The organism is Mesorhizobium sp. M4B.F.Ca.ET.214.01.1.1, from assembly GCF_004791545.1.
Taxonomy (GTDB): Bacteria; Pseudomonadota; Alphaproteobacteria; order Rhizobiales; family Rhizobiaceae; genus Mesorhizobium; species Mesorhizobium abyssinicae.
In genome coordinates this window covers 36,215-59,858 of sequence record NZ_SRUX01000010.1, presented here as the reverse complement: position 1 = coordinate 59,858, position 23,644 = coordinate 36,215, and the positions used below count along the sequence as shown (strand labels likewise).

The window sequence follows — 23,644 nt, the reverse complement described above, 5'->3', positions numbered from 1 at the left end:
GTTTTTCGTGCAAGCCGCTCGCCGAACGGAACCCGTAGACCATGCCAAGACGCACCGACATCAAGTCGATCCTGATCATCGGGGCCGGCCCCATCGTCATCGGCCAGGCCTGCGAGTTCGACTATTCCGGCACCCAGGCCTGCAAGGCGCTGAAGGAAGAGGGCTTCCGCGTCATCCTGGTCAACTCCAACCCGGCCACGATCATGACCGACCCGGAGCTGGCCGACGCCACCTACATCGAGCCGATCACGCCGGAAGTGGTGGCCAAGATCATCGCCAAGGAACGGCCGGACGCGCTGCTGCCCACCATGGGCGGCCAGACCGCGCTCAACACCGCCTTGTCTTTGCGCCGCATGGGCGTGCTCGACCGCTACAATGTCGAGATGATCGGCGCCGACGCGCATGCCATCGACAAGGCCGAGGACCGCGCGCTGTTCCGCGAGGCGATGAGCAAGATCGGCCTGGAAACGCCGAAGTCGATGCTTGCCAACGCCACCGACGTCAAGAACGCCGACCGCAAGACGCATGAGGCCGAGCGCGCCGCGCTGAAGGCCGAGAACCCCGACAATCTCGACGCCGCGCTCGACGCGCTGGAAACCCGCTGGAACCTCGGCGAAGGCGACCGCAAGCAGCGCTACATCAGCCATGGCATGGCGATCGCCGCCCAGGCGCTCGACCATGTCGGCCTGCCGGCCATCATCCGCCCGTCCTTCACCATGGGCGGCACCGGCGGCGGCATCGCCTACAACCGCGCCGAATTCTACGACATCGTCCAGTCCGGCCTAGACGCCTCGCCGACCACCGAGGTGCTGATCGAGGAGAGCGTGCTCGGCTGGAAGGAATACGAGATGGAGGTCGTCCGCGACCGGGCGGACAATTGCATCATCGTCTGCTCGATCGAGAACATCGATCCGATGGGCGTGCACACGGGGGACTCGATCACCGTCGCGCCGGCGCTGACCTTGACGGACAAGGAATACCAGATGATGCGCAACGCCTCGATCGCGGTGCTGCGCGAGATCGGCGTCGAGACCGGCGGCTCCAACGTGCAGTTCGCCGTCAACCCGGCCGACGGCCGCCTGGTGGTGATCGAGATGAACCCGCGCGTCTCGCGCTCGTCGGCGCTGGCCTCCAAGGCGACCGGCTTCCCGATCGCCAAGATCGCGGCCAAGCTCGCCGTCGGCTACACACTGGACGAACTGGAGAACGACATCACCGGCGGCGCCACGCCCGCCTCGTTCGAGCCGTCGATCGATTACGTGGTGACGAAGATCCCGCGCTTTGCCTTCGAGAAATTCCCCGGCGCCGAGCCGGTGCTGACCACCGCCATGAAGTCGGTCGGCGAGGTGATGGCCATCGGCCGCACCTTCCAGGAATCCTTGCAGAAGGCGCTGCGCGGACTTGAGACCGGCTTGACGGGTCTGGACGAGATCGAGATTCCCGGCCTCGGCCACGGCAGCGCGCCCGCCAGCCATGTCGACGACCGCAACGCCATTCGCGCAGCACTCGGCACGCCGACGCCGGAACGGCTGCGCATGGTGGCGCAGGCGATCCGCATGGGCACCTCGCTGGAAGACGTGCATGCCATGTGCAAGATCGACCCGTGGTTCCTCGAGCAGATCGCCGGCATCATCGCCATGGAGGAGCGCGTGCGCGAGCACGGCCTGCCGCAGGATGCCGAGAATTTGCGCATGCTGAAGGCGATGGGTTTTTCGGACGCTCGCCTCGGATCCTTGACGAAGAGCGACGCCGAAGCGGTTCAGAAGGTCAGAGAAAAGCTCGACGTCCATCCGGTCTACAAGCGCATCGACACCTGCGCCGCCGAGTTCGCCTCGCCCACCGCCTATATGTACTCGACCTATGAGGTTCCGTTCGCAGGCAGCCTCGCCAACGAGGCGCAGGTTTCGTCGCGCAAGAAGGTCGTCATCCTCGGCGGCGGCCCGAACCGCATCGGCCAGGGCATCGAGTTCGACTATTGCTGCTGCCACGCGGCGTTTGCGCTCCGCGACGCCGGCTACGAGGCGATCATGGTCAACTGCAACCCGGAGACCGTCTCGACCGACTACGACACCTCCGACCGGCTCTATTTCGACCCGCTGACGGCGGAGGACGTGCTGGAGATTCTGCGCGCCGAGCAGGCGTCCGGCGAACTGGTCGGCGTCATCGTCCAGTTCGGCGGCCAGACGCCGCTGAAGCTGGCCGACGCGCTGGAGAAGGCCGGCATCCCGATCCTCGGCACCTCGCCCGACATGATCGACCTCGCCGAGGACCGCGACCGCTTCCAGAAGCTGCTGCACAAGCTCGGCCTGACCCAGCCGAAGAACGGCATCGCCTATTCGGTCGAGCAGGCCCGCCTCGTCGCCGGCGAGCTCGGCTTCCCGCTGGTGGTGCGCCCGTCCTACGTGCTCGGCGGCCGCGCCATGCAGATCATCCATGACGAGGGCATGCTGCAGACCTACCTGCTCGACACCGTGCCCGGCCTGGTGCCGGAGGACATCAAGCAGAAATACCCCAACGACAAGACCGGCCAGATCAACACGCTGCTGGGAAAAAACCCGCTGCTGTTCGACACCTATCTGTCGGGCGCCATCGAGGTCGACGTCGACTGCCTCTGCGACGGCAAGGCGACCTTTGTCTCTGGCATTCTGGAGCACATCGAGGAGGCCGGCATCCACTCGGGCGACTCGGCCTGCTCGCTGCCGGTGCACGCCCTGCCCTCGGACCTGGTCGACGAGCTGGAGCGCCAGACGGCTGCCTTGGCTCGCGCGCTCAATGTCGGTGGCCTGATGAACGTGCAATACGCGATCAAGGACGGCACGGTCTATGTGCTGGAAGTGAACCCGCGCGCCTCGCGCACCGTGCCCTTCGTCGCCAAGACCATCGGGCGTCCGATCGCCAAGATCGCCGCCCGCATCATGGCCGGCGAGACGCTGGAGGATGCCTTCGCCCACTACGGCCCGATGCCGGATCCGCGCAACCCCGGCCATATCGCGGTCAAGGAAGCCGTCTTCCCCTTCGCCCGCTTCCCCGGCGTCGACATTTTGCTCGGGCCGGAAATGCGCTCGACCGGCGAGGTCATGGGCCTCGACCGCGACTTCGCGCTCGCCTTCGCCAAGAGCCAGCTCGGCGCCAATGTCGACCTGCCGCGCTCCGGCACGCTGTTCGTGTCGGTGCGCGACGAGGACAAGAAGGGCATCCTGCCCGCCGTCAAGCGCCTCGCCGGCCAGGGTTTCAAGGTGCTCGCCACCTCCGGAACCGCGCGCTTCCTCGCCGAGAACGGCGTGGTGGCCGAAAAGATCAACAAGGTGCTGGAAGGCCGCCCCCACATCGAGGACGCCATCCGCAACCGCCAGGTCCAGATCGTCTTCAACACCACCGACGGCCAGAAGGCGGTGTCGGACTCCAAGTCGCTGCGGCGTGCGACGCTGATGCAAAAGGTGCCGTATTACACGACGCTGTCGGGTGCTGCGGCGGTGGCGGAGGCGATCGCGGCGCTGCGGGCCGGGAGCCTGGAGGTGACGCCGCTGCAGGAGTATTTTGCTTAGGCGATTAGCTCTCTTCTCCCCGTGAACGGGGAGAAGGAGCTGGCCGCGACGCCGGCGCACTTCCTGCGACTTCGGCGATTGGCGAAACCACCGGCGCAAGCGTCTTTCTCCCCGTCACTATACGGGGAGAAATGCCCGGCAGGGCAATGAGGGGCGGCGCCAGCCAGATGCTCTTCAGGTGCTCTTCAGAAACCCGGTGAACCGTCCGGCGAACAACAGCGAGGTCCACGGCGGCCCTCACCCCTGATGCGCCACCGCCAGTTCCTTCACGTGCTTCTCGTGCATCTTGAGCGTCGGCAGCGTCTTCTTGGCGAATTCCTTCATCGCCGGGTCGTCGCCGGACTTCGCATAGGTGCTGAACAGGGCGACCGCTTGCCGGTGCGCGTCGGTCTGCATCTTGATGTATGCCTGGTCGAACGCCTCGCCGCTGACGCGCTTGAGCTCGTCCAGCAGCTGCTGCTCCTTGGGCTGCAGCGCGGGCCCGGCGGGCTTGATCGAGGCGGTGGTCTGGCCCTGGCTCAGCGCCGCCTTGAAATCCTCGCCCGCCCTGGTGTGGTCGGCGATCATCTCTCTGGCGAAGGCCTTGATGTCGTCGGAGGCGGCCTTCTCCTCGGCCAGCCTGATCGACTGGATCTCGAATTCGTTGGCGTTGGGCACGGTGGTGACGAAGGTCGGCGTGTCGACCTTGCTGTCGGCAAGCATGGGCGCGACCTGGTTCGTCGATTGCGCCAGAGCGGCCGGCGCGCCGGCCAGCAGGGCTGCGACGGTCGCGGTCAGAAGGGTTTTCATCTGATGTCTCCGATCCGGAACGGTCCCTCCGGCATTTCCAACGCGGCATCGGCGGCGGGGTTGCGTTGAATTAGCCTGCACACCGACCCAGATCTCCTGCATGCTTGTCCTGCCTGGCTGCCAGACTGGAGTGAAGACAGTGCCCGACGAGATCGACCTCCGCTGCCCTGAAATTGTCGCCGACAACGCCGCCAAGGGTCTCAGGCTGCGCAAGCAGTTCGGCCGCGGCGGTACCGAGATCGGCGTGGCGCGGGCCACCGAACTGAAGAACCGGGAGAAACTGTCGCCGTCGACGATCCGGCGCATGGTCAGCTATTTCGCCCGCCACGAGGTCGACAAGCGCGGCAAGAATTACGGCAATGAGGACAATCCGTCGGCCGGCTACATTGCCTGGCTGTTGTGGGGCGGCGACGAGGGCCGCGCCTGGGCGCTCGAGATCAAGCGCAGGATCGGCAACGCGCCGGATATCTGACCAGGGATAGCTGAAGGAAGACATGGCGAAGGGAAGACAGGGCGAAGCGGGCCCCGAACCCGCCTCGGGACCCGCCGTGGAGTGGCTGACACATGCCGGCGCAACCGCTCCGATGCCGCGCGAAACTGTCGACCCCCCGATCGGTGCGCGGCATGACGCAGGGTTAGCATTTGCGCGCGGCGGCTTATGTGAAGCGGTTCACAAACTGTCCCGTTTCCCGGTGCAAAGCGTGACGGGCCGCCTGGAAGCAGCGCCCTACCCTTCCCAGTCGACCGGCATCATGCCCAGCCGCTCGTAGAGCCGGAGGGCGGCGGCGTTCTCTACCGTGTTGGTCTTGAGATCGACATGGGCCGCGCCCCGCTCGCGGAAGGCGATGAAGGCGTGCCGCATCAGCGCCTCGCCGATGCCGCGGCCGCGCGCCTGCCGATGGACGGCGAGATCCTTGACGAAAGCCGTCGCCCAGCAAAGGGCTGCTCCCGCCAGCAGGCCCCTGGCGTCGATGACCAGGAAGCAGAGAGCGGGGTCGAACTCGGCGTCGCCGGAGATGCGCGGCCACCACTCGTCGAACGGCCCGTCCGTGCCGTCGTCGAACACTTCGGTGAGCAGCGCATGCAGGGGCCGCGCATCGGCGGGCTCGAAGCCGCGCATGACAAAGCCGTCCGGCCAGTGCGGCGGCGGCAGATCGTCGTCGAGGGTCTTGCGCAGCCGGATGTCGTCAGGCGCCGGCGGACGCGGCATCGCGCTCAGGCGTCGGGCTGCAGGCGGCGCCGCGCACGGTCGACACCGAGGCCGGTCGCTTCCAGCATGCCCCTGCGCTTGGCGTCGTAGTAATAGCCGCTCTGGTAGAGCCGGTCGGCGCGCTTTTCATCGCCCCCCGACACCAGCCAGGCGCCGCGCAGATATTTGACCGCATATTTGAGATTGGTCTCGGCGTCGAACAGGCCGCTCGCCGGCCCGTCATAGCCCATGCCGCGCGCCGTCGCGTGCTTGATCTGCATCAGCCCCCAATGGCCGTGATTGTAGGCTTTCGGGTTGAAGGTGCTCTCGCGGTTGACGACATGGCGCACGAGATCGATGGGCACCTCGTAGAGCGCGGAATATTTCTCGATCAGCCGTTCGATCTCGGCGCGCGGGCCGGTGGCGTGCGGCTCGGGCTCGCCGGGCGGGGCAAGCAGCGCCGGGTTCTGCGGCACGACATAGGCGACCTGCTGGACGCCGGGCATCGTTGCCGCCTTCACCGCCTGGCCGGTGACGGGCATGGCCATCGCGGCCGTTGCATAGGCGGGCGCCTGCTTGATCGATCCCGGGCTGAGCGGCGAGGTGCCGGCCATCACGGCCGGCTGCGCGGCAAGCGGCGTCGATCCGGCGAAAGCGGCTGGCTGGGCCGGCGGCGGCAACGGCTCGCCCGGCGTCGCCATGCCCGGCGTTGCCGTGGTCGCATCGGCGGGCAGCGCCGCCACCTGCACCGGTACAAGGCCGGAGGGCTCGGGCAGCACCGCCACCGTTTCCGGCAGCGCGACGGTCGGCGTGTCGTCCTCGACGGCAGGGGTCGCGGCTGCCGCCAATGCGGGCGCGGCCTTCATCTGCGAGGTCGAGGTGCAACCGCTCAGGCCAGCCGCGCCCACGAGCACGCCGATCGCGGTGAGGATGATTTTGGTTGCCAAGCCCTGCAGGTCCGATTGTCGGTTGTTAAGAAGTCCTTACACCAGCGATTCTTCGTGGGCAATCTGGGCCATCCGGCGGTTTTCGGGTGGCGGGAGCCGGTGCAAACTGCGATATTGTTCCCTATCTGTACCGTTCACGTCCCCGTTTTTCGCCGTTTGCGGAAAGGAACACGTCATGGAAACCACGCAAGCGATCACGGCCGGCCACACAGTGTTAGAAACAGTGATCGGCTTCATGGGCATCGCCTGGAGCGAGAAAGGCCTGATCCGCCTCTGCCTGCCCGAGCGCAGCCGCGAGGCGGTCGAGCGCCGGTTGTTCCGCCATGGCGGCGTTTCCCGCTCCACCGAGCAGCCGAAATGGGTGGTGGACCTGATCGCCTCGATCAAGGCCTATGCCGCCGGCGAGGACGTCGATTTCTCCGGCGTGCCGGTCGATCTTGCCGGCGTCGACGATTTCCGCCTCGCCATCTATGACGCGGCGCGCAAGCTCGGCTTCGGCGAGACGACCACCTATGGCGAGCTGGCGACGCGCGCCGGCCATCAAGGGCTGGCTCGCGAAACCGGGGCGGCGCTTGGCGCCAACCCGGTGCCGCTGGTCATCCCGTGCCACCGCATCCTTGCCGCCGGCGGCAAGATCGGCGGCTTCTCGGCGCCGGGCGGCTCGACCACCAAGGAAAAGATGCTGGCCATGGAAGGCGTGCGTCTCGGCCCGCCGCCCTCGGCGCAGGTCTCGTTCGGCTTTTGAACCCGGCCTGCAGGCCAGCCTTGCCTGAATGTCGACGGACCTCAGTCCGATTGCAGGAAACGGCGACGGAACCGCCGATCGAAGTCCGGCCGCTTGCAGACGAAGACCGGGCAGGATTTCGCATCGGCGCTGGGCACGTAGGCGCGCTTCCTCACCTCGCCCAGGTCGCAGAAGCGCTCGTCCCTGACGTAGCGGTCATAGAGCGGCAGCCCCGGCACGCGCGTCGACTGGTAGCGCAGGATGACCGCGCCCTGGCGCGCGATGGTCGCCTGCACCCTGTCGCAGCTCATCCGGGTCGGGTCGTAGCGCGAGATCGCCTGCGCCTCGGCGGCCACCAGCGTCATCAAGGCGGCAAGCAGTATGGTCTTCATGATCCTCTCCCAAACCCTGCGCCCGAGACCTGCTCGTTCCTCCCTCGCGGCGCACGCCAGTCGCGAATTTTTCACGCGATTGGGGCGGCCGTTGGGCGGCGGTGCGATCAGGGCTTTCGCACACAGTCTTGTTTTCAACGCAAAATCCGCCTATATGCATCGCATTGATATTTCGGCCGATCGATCGGGCCTCGCGATCTTCGCGTTTGCTGACGTCTATCTCCAAAATTTCGATACCACCGGCTGGACCTAGTCCGGTCAAACTAAAGCAAATGTGAAGGATACTTCGAATGGCAACTGGTACGGTCAAGTGGTTCAACGCCACCAAGGGCTTCGGCTTCATCCAGCCCGACGCGGGCGGCGCGGACGTTTTCGTCCACATCTCCGCTGTCGAGCGCGCTGGCCTGTCGACCCTCGTTGAAGGCCAGAAGATCAACTTCGAGATCGAGCAGGACCGCCGCACCGGCAAGTCCGCTGCTGGGTCTCTGAGCAAGGCAGCCTGATTTAGCAACAGCGCGCGCCGGACGAAGGTTCGGGGCGCGCGGCAAGTCACGGATGTACTGACGGTCGCGCGAGAAGCGCGCCGGAGCGGAAAGACCCGACAAGCTGGAACAGCAGATAGCTGCCAGCCCGGCCATACGCTCCCGATCAGGCTACCGGAATGGGAAGGCGGGATTTATCCCGCCTTTTTATTTGCCCGCAGTTCAGAAGACTGGCGAAACCGCCGAAGCTGCCTTCTTCTCCCCGTTCACGGGGAGAAGTGCCCGGCAGATGAGGGGCGGCGCGACGCTGCGGAATTGGCTTCCTTGGCGCAGCAGCACAGCAATGCAAACACAAAAGTTGGCGCCGCCCCTCATCTGGCTGCCGCCATCTTCTCCCCGTGAACGGGGAGAAGGACGCCTTCGCTGAAGCTTTCGCCTGTAACACTGTTAACTCGCGCCCCGTCCGGAGCAGCCGCGAAGCGGCGACGGCGTGACGACGAAACTACGGCAGCCACTCCAGCGGCACATGCCCCTTGTCCGCTTCGACCCGCTTCAGCCATGCGGCAACCGCAGGATAGGCGTCGAGCTGGAAGCCGCCCTTCTCGGCGGTATGCGTATAGGCATAGAGCGCGATGTCGGCGACGCTGTATGCATCGCCGGCGAAGAAGGCATTGGCTTCCAGATGCCTGTTCATCACGCCGAGCGCCTTGTTGCCGCGCTCCAGCGTCAATGCCAGCCGTTCCGGCGTCGCGTCCCTGGCGCGCTCGGGAAAGGTGAGCAGCGCCTTGCGCACGGCGATGTAGGGCTCGTGGCTGTACTGCTCGAAGAAAAGCCACTGATAGGCGAGCGCCCGCTGGTAGCGGTCGGCCGGCAGGAAGCGCGTGCCCTCGGCGAGATAGAGCAGGATGGCGTTGGATTCGGCGATCCGCCTACCGTCGTCGAGCTCGAGCAGCGGCACCATGGCGTTGGGATTCTTGGCGACGAAATCGGCCTTGCGGGTGTCGCCGGTATGCGAGCTCACCTCGACATTGGTGAAGGCAATGCCGAGCTTGGCCATCAGCAGGCGCGGCTTGTAGCAATTGCCGCTGTCGATCATGCTGTAGAGTATCATCGGGTCTCCTTCCGGCTCGCGCCAATATCGCGCGGCGGAAGCCGCCTCATCCAGTGATTTGTTTTGGCCTGAGCATCAGCGCCGCTGATGCAACGGCACGACCTTGCTTTCGGCGCCGAGCAGCGCCTCGATCGACAGCGGCTCCTCGTTGAAGATCGTGCCGGCCAGCGCCGGGCGGGCGAGATGATAGCCCTGCAAGAAGTCGACGCCGCCATCGAGCGCGACGCGAAGATGCACGGCCTGCTCGATGCCCTCGACCAGCACCTTGGCGCCGCGGTCGTGCAGGGTCGAGACCAGCGGCCGGAAGAAACGCTCGGCCGCGGCATGGCGGCAGAACTCGGCGAACCAGGCGCCGTCGATCTTGACGATGTCCGGCGCAAGCAGCGCGATGCGCGCCTCGGTCGAGTGGCCGGTGCCGAAATCGTCGATAGCGATGCGGATGCCGTCACGCCGCATCTCGCGCACCAGGCTGGCAAGGACATGATCGTCGGCCGCCTGCTCGGTGATCTCGCACACCAGCATGCCGGGGTAGAGGTCGAGCTCGCCGAGATGCCTGGTCATCAGCCGGATCTCGGCCAGCGCCCGCCCGAGATGATCGTTGACCAGCGGATTGTAATTGAAGAACAGGTCGAGCCCCTCGACGCCGATGTTGCGGAAGTTCCGCAAATGCAGCATCCGGCACATCGTCTCGACGAACAGGCGGTCCGGAGAGGGGACGCCGTCGAAGAACACCGGCGGCGCGAGCGGCCTCGCGTCCCGCTGCGCCTCGATCAGCGCCTCGACGGCAACCGGCGCCAGCGAGCGGCCGCGTGGTGCGAAGATCGGCTGGTAGGCGCTCTTCAGCCGGAACTCGCCATAGACGCCGTATTCGATACCGATCTCGTCGGCAAAGATCGCCTCGGCGGCGTTGCGCCGCCTGTCCGGCCATACGCTCACGATGCGGTCCTGCGCCCAAATACCCGCGCCCCGCGCGCTGCCGGTGCCGTGCCCGGAACGGCCGGCGCCACACCGGCGCCCGTCGCCGCCGCGGGCGGGGCCCCCTTGCCGAAGACGCGAAAACTGGTCGGCGCCAGTTCCGGCCGCGCCAGCACGAAGCCCTGCACCATCGAGGCTCCCGATTTTTCGGCGAGTTCGAGCTGCCAGCCCTCCTCGAGGCCTTCGAACACGGTGCGGATGCCTTGCTGCTCGAAGCTCCTCACCATGGTGGTCAAGAGGGCAAAGCCGGCGCCGGACTCCATCAGCTGCGTGATCCAGTGCGCGTCGAACTTGACGATGTCGGGCTTGAGCTCCTTGATCCGGTTGATGTCGGATTCGTCGGCGCCGTAATCGTCGACCGCGATGCGGAAGCCGTTGGCCCTCAGCGCCTCGACGAAGCTGTAGAGCGCCTCCTGCGATGCCGTTTTCTGCTCGGTCACTTCGCACACCATGCGGCGCGGGTCGATGCCGGCCTCGTGCAGCACCAGCCGCATGTCGCGCAGCGCCTTGTCGGCGACGCCGCGGTCGGTGAACACCGAGGGATCGAAATTGACGAAGATCGATGCCTCCTCCGGCAGGCAGACGCCGGCGTTGAGCAGGTGCAGCGTGCGCGTCAGCGCCTCGATATGCAGGCGGTCGCCCGCCGGGCAGGTGTTGAAGAAAGTCATCGGTGACTGCGGCTCGCCGTCGCGAAACGGCCTGATCAGCCCCTCGAACGCGACGATCGACAGCTTGCCTTCGTTGAAGGCGAAGATCGGCTGGAAGGCGCTCTGCAGCGTATGGACGCCCCAGACACCGCTTGCGGTGCCGTCATCATGACGGATGATGTGGGCGAGCCCGATACTACGCGACAAGGGTTCCTCGCTCCGCAAGACTGGCGGAATTGGCTTATGATCCTGCCATCAGCGGTTTTAGCGACCGTTGATGAATTTATTGTTGCCGAGGCGATGCCGGTCACGGCGGCTTGACCCCTGGCTCATGCGACAGCGCTTGCGCTTGGCCGGATGTTGCGACAAGAGAGGCGCCGCGGCCGCTCCTGGCCGCGCCGCCCCTTGGAGATATCAGGTCATGGCCTTTCTTGCCGACGCCCTTTCCCGCGTGAAGCCTTCCGCGACCATCGCGGTGACGCAGAAAGCGCGCGAGCTGAAAAACGCCGGCCGGGACATCATCGGCCTCGGCGCCGGCGAGCCGGACTTCGATACGCCCGACAACATCAAGAACGCGGCGATCGACGCGATCCGCCGTGGCGAAACCAAGTATCCGCCCGTGTCCGGCATCGCGCCGCTGCGCGAGGCGATCGCGAAAAAATTCAAGCGCGAGAACAATCTCGACTACCGGCCGGAGCAGACCATCGTCGGCACCGGCGGCAAGCAGATCCTGTTCAACGCCTTCATGGCGACGCTGAACCCTGGCGACGAGGTGATCATCCCGCGCCCCTATTGGGTGAGCTATCCCGAGATGGTGGCGATCTGCGGCGGCACCTCGGTGTTTGCCGACACCTCGATCGACAACGGCTTCAAGCTGACGCCGGCGGTGCTGGAAAGGGCGATCACGCCGCGCACCAAATGGCTCTTGATGAACTCGCCGTCCAACCCGTCCGGCGCCGCCTACACGGAAGCCGAGCTTCGGGCGCTGGCCGACGTGCTGCTCAAGCACCCGCATGTCTGGACCCTGACCGACGACATGTATGAGCACCTCACCTATGGCGATTTCGTCTTCAGGACCATCGCCGAGGTCGAGCCGAAACTCTACGAGCGCACGCTGACCATGAACGGCGTCTCGAAGGCCTATGCCATGACCGGCTGGCGCATCGGCTACGCCGCCGGCCCCGTGCCGCTGATCAAGGCCATGGACATGATCCAGGGCCAGCAGACCTCCGGCGCCTGCACCATCGCGCAATGGGCTTCCGTCGAGGCGCTGAACGGCCCGCAGGACTTCATTGCCAAGAACAAGGCAATCTTCCAGGGCAGGCGCGACCTGGTCGTCTCGATGCTCAACCAGGCGCGCGGCATCTCCTGCCCCTCGCCGGAAGGCGCTTTCTACGTCTACCCGTCCTGCGCCGGGCTGATCGGCAGGAAGACGAAAGCCGGCAAGGTGATCGACAGCGACGAGACCTTCTGCTCGGAACTGCTCGAGGCCGAAGGCGTGGCGGTTGTGTTCGGCTCGGCCTTCGGCCTTGGCCCGAACTTCCGCATCTCCTACGCCACCTCGGAGACGCTTCTGGAAGAGGCCTCCACGCGCATCCAGCGCTTCACCGCCTCCCTCACCTGATCAGGTCGCCGCCAAAAGAAAACCCGGCTCCAGGCCGGGTTTTTCTTGGGTCGCCGAGCAATTCCAGGAAAAGTGCGTAGCGGCAGGCTCGGCGACTTCGCCGTAGCCTTTCGTCCGGAATTGCGCAAAAACAAAGGCTCTAGCCGCCATACTGCTCGTCGCTGACCTTCTCCAGCCAGTCCGCATGGACACCGTCGAGCGCTTCCTGCATGGCGACATGCGTCATCGCCGTATTCGCGCCGGCGCCATGCCAGTGCTTTTCGCCGGGCGCGAACGAGATGACGTCGCCGGCCCTGATCTCCTGGATCGGCCCGCCCCAGGTCTGGGCACGGCCGGCGCCCGAAGTGACATAGAGCGTCTGGCCAAGCGGATGCGTGTGCCAGTTGGTGCGCGCGCCCGGCTCGAAGCTGACCAGGGTTGCCCTGAGCCGCGCCGGCGCTTCCTTTTCGATGATCGGGGTCTGCAGCACCCGGCCGGTGAAATATTTCTCCGGCGCCATGATGGTCGGCACGCTGCCGCAGGCAATGATCTTCATCGTCTCGATCCTCGAACTGATGTCATATCCGTGGCGGCAACCGTCGCGCTACGGCCCGCCATCGTGGCGGCAGTTTCCTCCGATGCCGCTCGCGGCGCAACGGCTTCCCGGGCGGCCCGACGCGGCGAAACGTGTCACCATCGCAGCCGCGGCCAGAACAGGCCCGCTTGCTTTCGATGGGCCTCATAGGCACCGGCCAGATCGGTGCGCGAAAATTTCTTCTCTTCGTCCAGCGCCGCGATCAGGTAGAGCACGAAGATCCCGGCAACGGGCACCACCGCCCAGATCGACCAGGTCGCGATACCCCAACCGGCCCAGAAGATGATGTAGGAGGTGTAGAATGGGTGGCGGATGTAGGAGAACGGTCCGTCGGTCACCAAGCCATGCGGATTGTCGGCGTCGAAGACAAAGCGTAGCCGCGCCTTGCGCGACCTCGAAATCGCCCACCAGAACAGCGCGGAGCTCACCAACTGGATCGCCAGCCCGACGATCTTGGCCAATGGCGGCTGCGGCAGGATCCAGATGATCGCCAGGAAAAACAGCGCTGTCGCGGCCACGACGACCGAAATTATCTTCGCACCCGAGGACATGCCCGACGATTGGAAATGGGCGCGCATCGACCACAGATATTGGCCGACCGTGGCGATGCCGATGATCGAGACAAGAAGGTCGAGCCCACGTTCCATCGTCAAATTTCCAAGCCAACGCCGAAGATTCGCAGGCACTATAGCCGGTCGCCGCGGATTAATCCTTCCTTAACCAGAAACCTAAAGCCCGTGTAGACCCAGGGCATGCGATGCTGGACGTCACGCAATCCTGAGGTTCAATGCATCATGGCCGTCGCCGAGCATACGATCCGCACCCCGCAGGCCGATTTGCGCGTCAGCGAGTCGGCAGGCCCCGGCATGCCCATCGTGATGATCCATGGTTCCGGCGCCTCGCGCGCCGTCTTCGCCCGCCAGTTCGACAGCCCGCTCGCCGATGCCCACCGGCTGGTCGCTTTCGATCTCCCGGGTCATGGCCAGTCCTCGGACGCCGCCGACCCGATGGCGGACTACACCCTCACCGGCCTGGCGCGAGCCGCCGGCCACCTCCTCGACGATCTGAGCATCGACCGCGCCATCGTCTATGGCTGGTCGCTCGGCGGCCATGTCGCGATCGAGCTGGCAAGCTTCCATCCGGCCGTCCACGGACTGATGCTGACCGGCGCGCCACCGGTGTCGAAAGGCTTCTTCGGCATGCTGCGCGGCTTCCACGCCAACTGGGACATGCTGCTGGCTTCGAAGAAGATCTATTCCGAACGCGACGCCGAACGCTTCGAAACACTGTGCTTCGGCGACAGCGCCGATCCGTCGTTCCGCGAAGCCATCCTGCGCACGGATGGCCGGCTGCGCGCCGTGGTGACGCGCTCGATGATGGCCGGCAAGGGCGCCGACCAGAAGCAGGTCGTCGAGCAGGCCGCCTTTCCGGTGGCGATCGTCAATGGCGAGAACGACCCCTTCATCCGGCTCAACTACTTCGACACGCTGGACCATGGTTCGCTCTGGGAGCAATGCCACGTCGTCCCGGGCGCCGGACACGCACCCTTCTGGGAGCGACCGGATCTGTTCAATCCGATGCTGTCGCGCTTTGCCGAAACGGTTGCGGCGCGGGAGGCCGATACTGCCCTGCCGGCCCAGCGCCGGGCTGGTTGACGCCACAGCATAGCGCAACGGCTTCCTTGCAGCCGCTGGCATGGCGCTGGCCCTGAGCGCCTGACAACGCAAAGCCGCCGAATTTCCTATTTTCCTTGCCCTCCCCGCAAACCCGTGGGACGATGCCCTTGGGCAGGTGGCGATTGAAAAGAAGCCCCGCCCGCGACGGCCGAACAGGCCGGCCGCCGCTCCCAGGGAAACGCCTGAGTGGAGGTCAGCCATGGGTACTCGCGCCGGAGGACGACGCACGGGACCGAAATGCATTGCCATAGTCGGTCCCTTCGCAAGCGGTAAGACGACACTTCTCGAAGCAATACTGGCCCGCACGGGCGCCATCCCCCGCCAGAATCCCGTTTCATCAGGCAGCACCGTTTCCGATCATTCAGCCGAGGCCCGCGCCCACGCCATGAGCGTCGAGGCGACCTTCGCGACCACGGAATTCATGGGCGAGCAGCTCACCTTCGTCGATTGTCCCGGCTCTATCGAGTTCGCCTTCGAGGCCGAACCGGTGCTCGCCGCCTGCGATGCCGCTGTCGTCGTTGCCGAAGCCGACGAGAAGAAGATCCCCGCGCTTCAGCTCATCATGCGCAAGCTCGACGATCTCGGCGTGCCGCGCATCCTGTTCCTGAACAAGGTCGACAAGGCGGTCGCCGGCGTGCGCGACACGCTGAAGATGCTGCAGCCGGCAAGTTCGGTGCCGTTGCTGCTGCGCCAGATTCCGCTGCGCAAGGACGGTGTCGTCATCGGCTCGATCGATCTCGCGCTGGAGCGTGCCTACATCTACCGCGAGTATGCCGAGAGCCAGGTCGCCGACATACCGGGTGACGACAAGGCTCGCGAGCTGGAGGCCCGCTTCTCCATGCTGGAGACGCTCGCCGACCACGACGACCAGTTGATGGAGCAGCTGCTCGAGGAGATCGAACCGCCGAAGGATGCGATCTTCGACGACCTTGCCGCCGATCTTCGCGCCGGCGCGGTGACGCCGGTGCTGATCGGCACCGCCGAGAAGGGCAATGGCGTGCTGCGCCTCCTGAAGGCGATACGCCATGACGCGCCCGACATCGAGGCGACCCGCAAGCGCCTTGGCGCGCCCGACGGCAACCAGACCGTCGTCCAGGTGATGAAGACCATCCACACCGCGCATGGCGGCAAGCTGTCGGTATCGCGCGTGCTCTCCGGACAGCTCGCCGACGCGGCCGAGCTTTACCTGTCGAACGGCGAAGCCGCCAAGGTCTCCGGCATCTACAAGATGCTTGGCAAGGACCAGCTGAAGCTCGCCTCCGCCAAGGCGGGCGACACCGTCGCGCTCGGCAAGCTCGACATTGTCAAGACCGGCCAGACGCTGAGTTCCGCCAAGGGCGGCATCAGTCCGCTGGTCACGCTGGAGCCGCCGCAGCCGGTGTTCGCCTTCGCGCTGCGGCCGAAGGAGCGCAAGGACGAGGTCAAGATGTCGGCCGCCATCCAGCGCCTTGCCGAGGAGGATCCCTCGCTCAGCCTGCGCCACAACCAGGACTCCGCCGAAACCGTGCTGTCGGGGCATGGTGAGATGCACCTGCGGGTCGTGCGCGAGCGGCTCGAGGGCAAGAACCAGATCCCGGTAGAGGGTCACAACCCGGCCGTGCCTTACCGCGAGACGATCCGCAAATCGGCGCAGCAGCGCGGTCGCCACAAGAAGCAGTCCGGCGGCCACGGCCAGTTCGGCGACGTGGTGGTCGAGATCAAGCCGCTGCCGCGCGGCTCCGGCTTCCAGTTCACCGACACCATCACCGGCGGCGTGGTGCCGAAGACCTACATCCAGTCCGTGGAGACCGGCATACGCGACTATCTGAAATCCGGCCCGCTCGGCTTCCCCGTGGTCGATGTCGCGGTCAATCTCTCGGACGGGTCCTACCATGCCGTCGATTCCTCCGACATGGCCTTCCAGATGGCGGCCAAGCTGGCGATGAAGGAAGGCATGGCTGCCTGCTCGCCAGTGCTGCTGGAGCCGGTGATGAAGGTCGAGATCGTCACGCCGTCGGACGCGACGTCGAGGATCATCGCCCTGATCCCGCAGCGGCGCGGCCAGATCCTCGGTTATGACGCGCGGCCCGACTGGCCGGGTTGGGATGTGGTCGAGGCGACCATGCCGCAGGCGGAGATCGGCGACCTGATCATCGAGCTGCGCTCGGCGACGGCCGGCGTCGCCAGCTACCGGGCCGCCTTCGACCACATGGCCGAGCTGACCGGCCGGCTGGCGGACGAGGCGATGAACGCCAACGGCAAGGCTGCCTGAGCCGATCCGCCAATGCGAAAACGGCGCCCGGGTGATCCGGACGCCGTTTATCGCGGACCGTCTTCCTGGGAGGCAAACGGCAGGTCCGCCGCATGTGTCCGCCCTGTAGCCGACGGAAGAAAGGTTCGGACGCGGTAGCCGCCTGAGCCCGGTCCGTCCGAGTGATGCCCCCATCTCCCGAACCGACCAAACCGCGTCCTATGGTCTGCTTAGTCGATAGCGTGTGTCTGCGCCATGTTACCAGAGGTTACATGTCACTGTTACGTGGCATTGCCGATCGATTTTCCGCGCCCTCATTGCCCTGCGGGCAACAAAAAAGCCGGATCAATAAAGATCCGGCTGAGTTTGATTGGAAGTGCCTGTTAAGGCTAACCTCCAGAGGGGAACACTCGAGGGCGCTAATGGGAGGAGAACGCGCCCAGGAGATGATCTATATATGTGCTCATCATGCCCAAGAAACAAGCATCTATTTTGCAACACACGCATGCAAAAAGACGGAGGCTGTGGTCCAACCTATTCCAAGGCTCGATAGGACCAGAAAAATCGACGGAATCGAGCACGCTACAGGGTCGAAATCATTGCCGAGGTCTGCATCGAGGTCGATTCAATTGGGAAAATGCGAACGCCGCCGAATGATGTGGATTCGAGCAGCCCAAGTCCATTTTTGCGGCAAGGGTGGCTGATGCGTAGATTTTCGGCAATCGCCGGCAGCGCTCTGTTCCTTGTCGTGGCGCCCGGCGTCGTCGCCGGGCTGGCGCCGTTTCTGCTGACGGACCGCTACCGGCTGCCGCTGTCGACGGTGCCGGGCTTCGCCCCTGTCGGCTGGGTGCTGGTCGTGGGAGCGGCAGCCATGCTGCTGCACGCCTTCGCCCGCTTCGCGCTCGAGGGCCTTGGCACGCCGGCCCCGGTGGCCCCGACCGAACGGCTGGTCGTCGGCGGCATCTACCGCCATGTGCGCAACCCCATGTACGTTGCTGTGCTGTCGATCATCCTCGGCCAGGCGCTGTTGTTCTCGAGCTGGGCGCTCGTCGTCTACGGCGCCATCGTCGGCGCGGCCATGGCCTCGTTCGTCAGGCTCTACGAGGAACCGACCCTTGCCCGCCGATACGGCGCCGAATACGAGGCCTACCGCCGCGCCGTCCCCGGCTGGCTGCCGCGGCTGACGCCGTGGCGAGGGTGATCCGACAAACCGGAGGTTCAGGTCAGGCCGGCCTTAGCAAGATTTCGATGCGCCCTTAGAAGGACCAGCTGCGCGCCTTGGCGATGATGAAATCGCGGAACACATGCAGCTTGGCCTGGTTCTTCATCGCGTCCGGATAAGCGAAATAGGTGTCGAAGGACGGCACTTCCGTCTCCGGCAGCAGCTGGATCAGGCCCGAATCCTTGTTGATCACGTAGTCGGGCAGCATGGCGATGCCGGCGCCGCCCTGCACCGCGCGCTTGATCGACAGGATGTCGTTGATCTGCAGCGTCGGCACTCTTTGCCCGTTCTCGAAATCGCCGACCGTCTCAAGCCAGTTCAGCTCCGACAGATGCGAGGGCACCGGCACGCCGAAGGTGACGATGCGGTGGTTCCTGAGCTCGGCGATCGAGGCCGGCTTGCCGAACTTGGCGATATAGGAGGGCGCCGCGTAAAGATGGAAATGCACGGTGAACAGGCGGCGCTGGATGAGGTCCGGCTGCTGCGGCTGGCGCAGCCGGATGGCGCAGTCGGCTTGCCGCATGGTGAGGTCGAGCTCCTCATTGGCGAGGATCAGCTGCAGGCTGATCTCGGGATAGAGCTCGATGAATTCCTGCACGCGTTCGGTCAGCCAGCCGGCGCCCAGCCCCACCGTGGTCGTCACCCTTAGCACGCCGGACGGCCGGTCCTTGGCCTCGGCCAGCCGCGACTTGATCGTCTCCAGCTTCATCAGCACGTCATGCGCCGTGCGGAAAAGCATCTCGCCCTGTTCGGTCAGCACCAGGCCGCGCGCGTGGCGATGGAACAGCGCCACGCCGACATCATGCTCCAGCGCGCTGACCTGCCGCGAGATCGCCGACTGCGACAGATGCAGCGTCTCGGCGGCGTGGGTGAACGACCCAGCCTCCGCCGCAGCGTGAAACACGCGTAGCTTGTCCCAGTCCAGCGCCATGATTTCCCCTCTTATCGTTTTCTGGCGTCTGAATGAAAAATCAGGCTTTTAAACGGCTTCTCTCAGCCGTTTCGTTATTCCGCTGCCTCGCGATGCACCTCGATCCCGGCGAGATATTTTTCCGCCTCGAGCGCGGCCATGCAGCCGAGCCCGGCTGCCGTCACCGCCTGCCGGTAGACGTCGTCGGTGACGTCGCCGGCGGCGAACACGCCGGGCACGTCGGTGCGGGTCGAATCCGGCGCCGTCCACAGATAGCCGTTCGGCTTCTGCTTCAGCTTGCCGACGAAAAGCTCGACCGCCGGCGCGTGGCCGATCGCCACGAACACGCCGTCGACCTTGAGCCGCGTCACCTCGCCGGTCGCCACGTTGCGCAGCGTCAGCCCTTCCACCGAAGGCGGCAGCGGCGCCTTGCCGGGCTGGCCGGTGATCTCGTCGACGACAGTGTCCCAGATGACGCGCACATTCTCCTTCTTGAGCAGCCGCTCGCGCAGGATGCGCTCGGCGCGGAAGTCGCCGCGCCGGTGAATGACGGTGACGCTCTTGGCGAGGTTGGAGAGGTAAAGCGCTTCCTCGACCGCCGAATTGCCGCCGCCGACCACCGCGACATCCTTGCCGCGATAGAAGAAACCGTCGCAGGTGGCGCAGGCCGAGACGCCAAAGCCCATGAAGGTCTGCTCGGAGGGAATGCCCAGCCATTTCGCCTGCGCGCCGGTGGCGATGATCAGCGCATCGGCGGTGTAGGTGGTGCCGGAATCGCCCTTGGCCCGGAACGGCCGCACGTTGAGGTCGACCTCGGTGATGATGTCGTTGACGATGTCGGTGCCGACATGCTCGGCCTGCTTCAGCATCTGCTCCATCAGCCATGGACCCTGGATCGGATCGGCAAAGCCCGGATAGTTTTCGACATCGGTGGTGATCATCAGCTGGCCGCCCTGCTGCAGGCCGGCGACCAACATGGGTTTCAGCATGGCGCGGGCGGCATAGATCGCCGCCGTGTAGCCGGCTGGGCCGGAGCCAATGATGAGGACTGGCGCGTGCTTGGTGGTCATGAAAGCTCTCTGCTGAGGGCAGCCAAGGATCTTGATTAAGGAAATCCCGCCCAAATTCGCCCGTAATGTAAGTGCTGCCCGCGCCGCCAGCAAGGCGGGTTGGCAGTCGTCCCCGGAAAGCTGCTGCGGCATAGCCGCCAATATCTCTCACCCTCCGTTCAAAAATCATCGAACGGAGGGATGGCATGCATCGGAAAGTCTAATTACAAAATCACGAAAGATTCTTGCGCGCACGAAAGCCGACCATGCCGCTCAAAGCCGATCTCGACGCCATCGACTGGAAGATCCTGCGCGAGCTGCAGGAAGACGGGCGCATGACCAATGTCGAACTGTCCAACCGGGTCGGCATTTCGGCGCCGCCTTGCCTGCGCCGCGTCCGACGGCTGGAGGAAGCCGGCATCATCCGCGGCTACCGCGCCCTGCTCAACGCGCCGGCGCTCGGCATGGACGTCGTTGCCTTCTGCCTGATCGGCCTGCATCACCAGGCCGACGCCGAGCTCAAAACCTTCGCCGAGCGCACGCGCGGCTGGCCGATCGTGCGCGACGCCTGGATGGTCTCGGGCGAGTCCGACTTCCTGCTGCACTGCGTGGCAAGCGACCTCGGCACCTTCCAGACCTTCGTCATCGAGGAACTGGCCTCGGCGCCGAATGTCGACACGGTGCGCACTGCGCTCACCATCCGTCGCGTCAAGGATGAAGGTCTGGTGGCGTTTCCGCCTTAATGCGCCGGCTGCCGATGAAACCGGCGGGAAAACAGAGGCTTGGCGCTCAATTTTGAATCGATACGATCAGAGCGATCGTATTGCGGCGAGCAAGCCCTCCAGGTCTCGCGCATCTCGGAGCGGCAAAACCGAAAGCCGGCCAATCGCCGCGGCCTCGCCATCGACAAGCCATCCGCGCTCGAGGCCAGCGCGCTGCCCCGCCTCCATATCGGCCGGCTTGTCGCCGACAATCAGCGATCGCTTGAGATCGAGGCCAAGCCGTTTCGCCGCCTCGATCAGCATGCCCGGATTGGGCTTGCGCATCGGATGGTTAGCGACCGTCAGCGGTCCGGCGCCAGCGTCGTGATAGGCGCAGGCCAGCACCATGTCGACGCAAGCGCCGCTGTCGGCCAAAAGCTCGAGCACGCGGCCGTTGACCAAAGCGAACTCATCCCAGCCAAAATAGCCGCGCGCGATGCCGGACTGGTTGGTGACCACCACGACGGGGATGTTGGCGCCGTTTGCGGCGACGATGGCCGGCGCGATGTCGTTGCGCAGCACGATGTCGGCCGGATCGTCAGGATAGCCGGTATCGACATTGATGGTGCCGTCGCGGTCGAGAAACAGCGCCGGTGTATTGGCCGGGAAGACCTTGGCGCCGATGCGCTCGATCCACAGACCCGGATCCACGAGGGGATGCGTCGCAGCGCTCCCTTGGTCAGCCATTGCTGAGACGCGCTTCGACCGCCTCGCACAGATAGTGGTAGAGGCAGAGATGCCCCTGCTGGATGATCGGCGTCGAGGTCGACGGCACATTGAGCAGGATATCGGTGAGCGGCTTGAGCTTGCCGCCGGTGTCGCCGGTCAGGCTGATCACCGTCATGCCCATCATGCGAGCCTGTTCGGCGGCGGCCAGGATGCTCGGCGAATTGCCGCTGGTCGAGATGGCGAGCAACACCGCGCCTTGCGAGCCATGCGCCTCGACCTGGCGCGAGAACACGGTGTCGAAGCCATAGTCGTTGCCCCAGGCGGTCAGCACCGCAGCATTGGCTGGCAGCGCGATGACATTGTAGGCCTTGCGCTCCTTGAGGAAGCGGCCGACCAGCTCGCCGGCGATATGGATGGCATCGCTGGCCGAGCCGCCATTGCCGCAGATCAGCAGCGCCTTGCCTTGCGACAGCGCGGTGACGACCGTGCTCACGGCGCGTTCCATCTCGGCCGTAAGGTCGCGTTCGACCGTCGCCGTAAGCGCGGCCGCCGAGCGGACCAGATAGTCGTTCAGTACGGACATGAAACCCTCAATTGGTAGCGCGCATCCTGCCGATGGTGCCGGTCGTGCTCTTGCCGGCGACGAGGTCGACCAGCACCACGCGTCCGCCGGCCTTCTGCACCACATCGGCGCCGACCACCTTGTCGATCGTATAGTCGGCGCCCTTGACCAGTATGTCGGGCAACAAGGCTTCGATAAGCGCCAGCGGCGTGTCTTCCTCGAAGACGACCACCGCGTCCACCGAGGCAAGGGCCGCCAGCACGCAGGCGCGGTCGTGCTGGTCGTTGACCGGACGTCCCGGGCCCTTCAGCCGGCGCACCGAAGCATCGCTGTTGAGGCCGAGCACCAGCCGGTCGCACTGGCTGCGCGCCGCGTGCAGCAGGCTGACATGGCCGGCATGCAGGATGTCGAAGCAGCCATTGGTGAAGCCGACGGTCAGCCCCTCTTCCTTCCAGGCCGCCACCATCCTGGCTGCCGCGACGGCGTCGAGGATGGCATCCTTGTGCGCGACCGGCCCGTGCGAGCGGAACAGCGCGCCGGCCAGTTCCTCGACCGTCAGCCGCGCCGTGCCGCGCTTGCCCACCACCACGCCGCCGGCGGCATTGGCGATTGTAGCGGCCTGCACACGGTCGGCGCCCGCCGCGAGAGCGAGCGCGAAGGTGGCGATGACGGTGTCGCCGGCGCCGGAGACGTCGAACACTTCCCGCGCCTGCGTGGCGATGTGGCGCGCATCGTCGGGCTCGACGACGCTCATGCCCTTTTCGCTGCGGGTCGCCACGACGAAGTCGAAGCCATGCGCCGAGATCAGTTCCCGCGCCGCCGCCACGATCTCGTCGTCGGCAAACACGGCGCGTCCCACGGCCTCGCCGAGTTCCTTGCGGTTGGGCGTGATTGCCGTCGCGCCGGCATAGCGTCCATAGTCGCGGCCCTTCGGGTCGACCAGCACCGGCTTTCCCGTTTCGCGGCAGATCGCGATCAGCTCGCCGGCGACGCCGTCGAGCAGCATGCCCTTGCCGTAGTCGGACAGGATGACGATGTCGGCGCGCGCGAGGGCCGTGCGGAAATGCTCGACCAGCGTCGATCGCTCGGCGGCGTTGAGCGGCTTCACCTCCTCCTCGTCGAAACGCAGCACCTGCTGGTTGAGCGCGCTGAAGCGGCTCTTCGACGAGGTCATGCGGTCGCGCTGCTGCGACAGGCCGAATGTCTCCGCGCCAAGCTCGCCAAGCATCCGCATCAGATCGTCGCCCGCCTTGTCGGCGCCGATCACCGAAACCGGAATTGCGGCGGCGCCCAGCGAGACGATGTTGGAGACGACATTGCCGGCACCGCCCATGGCCAGCATCTCGCCACGCCCGTGCAGCACCGGGATCGGCGCTTCCGGCGAGATCCGCTCGATGACGCCGCTGACGAAACGGTCGAGGATGAAGTCTCCGACCACCAGCACGGTGACGCCGCCAAAGCGCGCGATGGCACGGTGCAAGGGTTCCGGGGAAGGCAGATGATGATTGATCATGTCACTGGCAACGCGCGGAAAAGGCCGATGTTGAGGATGGTTCGGGATTCAAA

Annotated in this window: 24 protein-coding genes; 10 read left to right on the top strand and 14 right to left on the bottom strand. The window is 65.5% G+C overall.

Going from position 1 to position 23,644, the window contains the following annotated elements; translation table 11 throughout:
- The first annotated feature begins 41 nt into the window (after positions 1–41).
- Positions 42–3,545 (top strand): carbamoyl-phosphate synthase large subunit, encoded by a 3,504-nt coding sequence (gene carB, locus EN857_RS20205; RefSeq protein WP_127393512.1) that lies wholly within the window; start codon positions 42–44, stop codon positions 3,543–3,545.
- A 237-nt stretch (positions 3,546–3,782) separates the two neighbouring features.
- Here carB and EN857_RS20200 read toward each other — a convergent pair whose 3' ends face one another.
- Positions 3,783–4,334 carry a DUF4142 domain-containing protein gene (locus tag EN857_RS20200; protein WP_135859034.1) on the bottom strand — a complete coding sequence of 184 codons (552 nt, stop codon included), beginning with the start codon at positions 4,332–4,334 and terminating at the stop codon, positions 3,783–3,785.
- Between the two features lie 139 nt (positions 4,335–4,473).
- Between EN857_RS20200 and EN857_RS20195 the strand changes: the two genes are divergently transcribed.
- Positions 4,474–4,806: a hypothetical protein gene (locus EN857_RS20195; RefSeq protein ID WP_245511338.1), complete on the top strand. Its 333-nt coding sequence runs from the start codon at positions 4,474–4,476 to the stop codon at positions 4,804–4,806.
- 255 nt (positions 4,807–5,061) lie between these two features.
- Here the strand turns inward: EN857_RS20195 and EN857_RS20190 are convergent, their stop codons facing one another.
- Entirely contained in the window at positions 5,062–5,544 is a 483-nt protein-coding gene (locus tag EN857_RS20190; RefSeq protein ID WP_127394272.1) for a GNAT family N-acetyltransferase, read from the bottom strand.
- A 5-nt stretch (positions 5,545–5,549) separates the two neighbouring features.
- Entirely contained in the window at positions 5,550–6,470 is a 921-nt protein-coding gene (locus EN857_RS20185; RefSeq protein ID WP_135859030.1) for a lytic transglycosylase domain-containing protein, read from the bottom strand.
- Between the two features lie 175 nt (positions 6,471–6,645).
- Here EN857_RS20185 and EN857_RS20180 point away from each other — a divergent pair, with 175 nt between their 5' ends.
- Positions 6,646–7,215, top strand: a complete 570-nt coding sequence (locus tag EN857_RS20180) for a methylated-DNA--[protein]-cysteine S-methyltransferase (RefSeq protein ID WP_127285918.1) — start codon at positions 6,646–6,648, stop codon at positions 7,213–7,215.
- A gap of 41 nt (positions 7,216–7,256) precedes the next feature.
- Here the strand turns inward: EN857_RS20180 and EN857_RS20175 are convergent, their stop codons facing one another.
- Complete coding sequence (locus EN857_RS20175) at positions 7,257–7,586, bottom strand: hypothetical protein (RefSeq protein ID WP_127285917.1); 330 nt, start codon at positions 7,584–7,586, stop codon at positions 7,257–7,259.
- On the opposite strand from EN857_RS20175, the gene EN857_RS20170 reads away from it, so the two are divergent.
- The gene (locus EN857_RS20170) at positions 7,576–7,839 is read left to right on the top strand and encodes a hypothetical protein (RefSeq protein ID WP_127394209.1); all 264 of its coding nucleotides are present in this window, start codon (positions 7,576–7,578) and stop codon (positions 7,837–7,839) included. The genes EN857_RS20175 and EN857_RS20170 overlap by 11 nt on opposite strands.
- A 37-nt stretch (positions 7,840–7,876) precedes the next feature.
- The gene (locus tag EN857_RS20165) at positions 7,877–8,089 is read left to right on the top strand and encodes a cold-shock protein (RefSeq protein WP_006202464.1); all 213 of its coding nucleotides are present in this window, start codon (positions 7,877–7,879) and stop codon (positions 8,087–8,089) included.
- Between the two features lie 481 nt (positions 8,090–8,570).
- Here EN857_RS20165 and EN857_RS20155 read toward each other — a convergent pair whose 3' ends face one another.
- The 3 genes from EN857_RS20155 to EN857_RS20145 form a co-directional block, all read right to left on the bottom strand.
- Positions 8,571–9,179, bottom strand: coding sequence for a glutathione S-transferase family protein (locus tag EN857_RS20155; protein ID WP_127393642.1), 609 nt, complete (start codon positions 9,177–9,179; stop codon positions 8,571–8,573).
- A 75-nt stretch (positions 9,180–9,254) separates the two neighbouring features.
- On the bottom strand, positions 9,255–10,115 hold the full coding sequence (locus tag EN857_RS20150) for an EAL domain-containing protein (RefSeq protein WP_127310771.1): 861 nt from the start codon (positions 10,113–10,115) through the stop codon (positions 9,255–9,257).
- On the bottom strand, positions 10,112–11,008 hold the full coding sequence (locus EN857_RS20145) for an EAL domain-containing protein (RefSeq protein ID WP_127393641.1): 897 nt from the start codon (positions 11,006–11,008) through the stop codon (positions 10,112–10,114). Before EN857_RS20145 ends, EN857_RS20150 begins: the two co-directional genes overlap by 4 nt.
- A gap of 214 nt (positions 11,009–11,222) precedes the next feature.
- Here EN857_RS20145 and EN857_RS20140 point away from each other — a divergent pair, with 214 nt between their 5' ends.
- Complete coding sequence (locus EN857_RS20140; RefSeq protein ID WP_127393640.1) at positions 11,223–12,425, top strand: pyridoxal phosphate-dependent aminotransferase; 1,203 nt, start codon at positions 11,223–11,225, stop codon at positions 12,423–12,425.
- A gap of 139 nt (positions 12,426–12,564) precedes the next feature.
- Here the strand turns inward: EN857_RS20140 and EN857_RS20135 are convergent, their stop codons facing one another.
- Positions 12,565–12,960, bottom strand: coding sequence for a cupin domain-containing protein (locus tag EN857_RS20135; protein ID WP_127393639.1), 396 nt, complete (start codon positions 12,958–12,960; stop codon positions 12,565–12,567).
- 134 nt (positions 12,961–13,094) lie between these two features.
- A complete protein-coding gene (locus EN857_RS20130) occupies positions 13,095–13,646 on the bottom strand; it encodes an isoprenylcysteine carboxylmethyltransferase family protein (RefSeq protein ID WP_127393638.1) in 552 nt (183 codons plus the stop codon).
- A gap of 147 nt (positions 13,647–13,793) precedes the next feature.
- On the opposite strand from EN857_RS20130, the gene EN857_RS20125 reads away from it, so the two are divergent.
- The 3 genes from EN857_RS20125 to EN857_RS20115 all read left to right on the top strand — a co-directional run bounded on the left by EN857_RS20125 (position 13,794) and on the right by EN857_RS20115 (position 18,106).
- Positions 13,794–14,654, top strand: coding sequence for an alpha/beta hydrolase (locus EN857_RS20125; protein WP_127393860.1), 861 nt, complete (start codon positions 13,794–13,796; stop codon positions 14,652–14,654).
- A gap of 220 nt (positions 14,655–14,874) precedes the next feature.
- A complete protein-coding gene (locus EN857_RS20120) occupies positions 14,875–16,926 on the top strand; it encodes an elongation factor G (protein ID WP_127286252.1) in 2,052 nt (683 codons plus the stop codon).
- 682 nt (positions 16,927–17,608) lie between these two features.
- Entirely contained in the window at positions 17,609–18,106 is a 498-nt protein-coding gene (locus tag EN857_RS20115; RefSeq protein WP_127311572.1) for an isoprenylcysteine carboxylmethyltransferase family protein, read from the top strand.
- A 55-nt stretch (positions 18,107–18,161) separates the two neighbouring features.
- On the opposite strand, the gene EN857_RS20110 is transcribed toward EN857_RS20115, so the two are convergent.
- Both EN857_RS20110 and trxB read right to left on the bottom strand, forming a co-directional pair.
- A complete protein-coding gene (locus EN857_RS20110) occupies positions 18,162–19,058 on the bottom strand; it encodes a LysR family transcriptional regulator (protein ID WP_127286933.1) in 897 nt (298 codons plus the stop codon).
- Positions 19,059–19,132: 74 nt separating this feature from the next.
- Positions 19,133–20,107, bottom strand: a complete 975-nt coding sequence (trxB, locus tag EN857_RS20105) for a thioredoxin-disulfide reductase (RefSeq protein ID WP_135859025.1) — start codon at positions 20,105–20,107, stop codon at positions 19,133–19,135.
- 245 nt (positions 20,108–20,352) lie between these two features.
- Here trxB and EN857_RS20100 point away from each other — a divergent pair, with 245 nt between their 5' ends.
- Positions 20,353–20,829: an Lrp/AsnC family transcriptional regulator gene (locus EN857_RS20100; RefSeq protein WP_127393090.1), complete on the top strand. Its 477-nt coding sequence runs from the start codon at positions 20,353–20,355 to the stop codon at positions 20,827–20,829.
- A gap of 66 nt (positions 20,830–20,895) precedes the next feature.
- On the opposite strand, the gene EN857_RS20095 is transcribed toward EN857_RS20100, so the two are convergent.
- From EN857_RS20095 to rfaE1, 3 genes are read right to left on the bottom strand one after another with little or no spacing between them, the layout of a single operon-like run.
- Positions 20,896–21,534 (bottom strand): HAD family hydrolase, encoded by a 639-nt coding sequence (locus EN857_RS20095; protein WP_127393089.1) that lies wholly within the window; start codon positions 21,532–21,534, stop codon positions 20,896–20,898.
- A complete protein-coding gene (locus EN857_RS20090; protein ID WP_127393088.1) occupies positions 21,527–22,099 on the bottom strand; it encodes an SIS domain-containing protein in 573 nt (190 codons plus the stop codon). The genes EN857_RS20095 and EN857_RS20090 overlap by 8 nt, the downstream gene beginning before the upstream one ends.
- A 7-nt stretch (positions 22,100–22,106) precedes the next feature.
- Positions 22,107–23,591 (bottom strand): D-glycero-beta-D-manno-heptose-7-phosphate kinase, encoded by a 1,485-nt coding sequence (gene rfaE1 / locus EN857_RS20085; RefSeq protein ID WP_127393087.1) that lies wholly within the window; start codon positions 23,589–23,591, stop codon positions 22,107–22,109.
- Between the last annotated feature and the right edge of the window lie 53 nt (positions 23,592–23,644).

What these genes read in the sequence shown, in the direction of transcription:
- carB (WP_127393512.1), top strand. Translation starts at nt 42, where the DNA reads ATGCCAAGACGCACCGACATCAAGTCGATCCTGATCATCGGGGCCGGC.
- EN857_RS20200 (WP_135859034.1), bottom strand. Translation starts at nt 4,334, where the DNA reads ATGAAAACCCTTCTGACCGCGACCGTCGCAGCCCTGCTGGCCGGCGCG.
- EN857_RS20190 (WP_127394272.1), bottom strand. Translation starts at nt 5,544, where the DNA reads ATGCCGCGTCCGCCGGCGCCTGACGACATCCGGCTGCGCAAGACCCTC.
- EN857_RS20180 (WP_127285918.1), top strand. Translation starts at nt 6,646, where the DNA reads ATGGAAACCACGCAAGCGATCACGGCCGGCCACACAGTGTTAGAAACA.
- EN857_RS20170 (WP_127394209.1), top strand. Translation starts at nt 7,576, where the DNA reads ATGGTCTTCATGATCCTCTCCCAAACCCTGCGCCCGAGACCTGCTCGT.
- EN857_RS20175 (WP_127285917.1), bottom strand. Translation starts at nt 7,586, where the DNA reads ATGAAGACCATACTGCTTGCCGCCTTGATGACGCTGGTGGCCGCCGAG.
- EN857_RS20165 (WP_006202464.1), top strand. Translation starts at nt 7,877, where the DNA reads ATGGCAACTGGTACGGTCAAGTGGTTCAACGCCACCAAGGGCTTCGGC.
- EN857_RS20155 (WP_127393642.1), bottom strand. Translation starts at nt 9,179, where the DNA reads ATGATACTCTACAGCATGATCGACAGCGGCAATTGCTACAAGCCGCGC.
- EN857_RS20140 (WP_127393640.1), top strand. Translation starts at nt 11,223, where the DNA reads ATGGCCTTTCTTGCCGACGCCCTTTCCCGCGTGAAGCCTTCCGCGACC.
- EN857_RS20135 (WP_127393639.1), bottom strand. Translation starts at nt 12,960, where the DNA reads ATGAAGATCATTGCCTGCGGCAGCGTGCCGACCATCATGGCGCCGGAG.
- EN857_RS20130 (WP_127393638.1), bottom strand. Translation starts at nt 13,646, where the DNA reads ATGGAACGTGGGCTCGACCTTCTTGTCTCGATCATCGGCATCGCCACG.
- EN857_RS20125 (WP_127393860.1), top strand. Translation starts at nt 13,794, where the DNA reads ATGGCCGTCGCCGAGCATACGATCCGCACCCCGCAGGCCGATTTGCGC.
- EN857_RS20120 (WP_127286252.1), top strand. Translation starts at nt 14,875, where the DNA reads ATGGGTACTCGCGCCGGAGGACGACGCACGGGACCGAAATGCATTGCC.
- EN857_RS20115 (WP_127311572.1), top strand. Translation starts at nt 17,609, where the DNA reads ATGCGTAGATTTTCGGCAATCGCCGGCAGCGCTCTGTTCCTTGTCGTG.
- EN857_RS20110 (WP_127286933.1), bottom strand. Translation starts at nt 19,058, where the DNA reads ATGGCGCTGGACTGGGACAAGCTACGCGTGTTTCACGCTGCGGCGGAG.
- trxB (WP_135859025.1), bottom strand. Translation starts at nt 20,107, where the DNA reads ATGACCACCAAGCACGCGCCAGTCCTCATCATTGGCTCCGGCCCAGCC.
- EN857_RS20100 (WP_127393090.1), top strand. Translation starts at nt 20,353, where the DNA reads ATGCCGCTCAAAGCCGATCTCGACGCCATCGACTGGAAGATCCTGCGC.
- EN857_RS20095 (WP_127393089.1), bottom strand. Translation starts at nt 21,534, where the DNA reads ATGGCTGACCAAGGGAGCGCTGCGACGCATCCCCTCGTGGATCCGGGT.
- EN857_RS20090 (WP_127393088.1), bottom strand. Translation starts at nt 22,099, where the DNA reads ATGTCCGTACTGAACGACTATCTGGTCCGCTCGGCGGCCGCGCTTACG.
- rfaE1 (WP_127393087.1), bottom strand. Translation starts at nt 23,591, where the DNA reads ATGATCAATCATCATCTGCCTTCCCCGGAACCCTTGCACCGTGCCATC.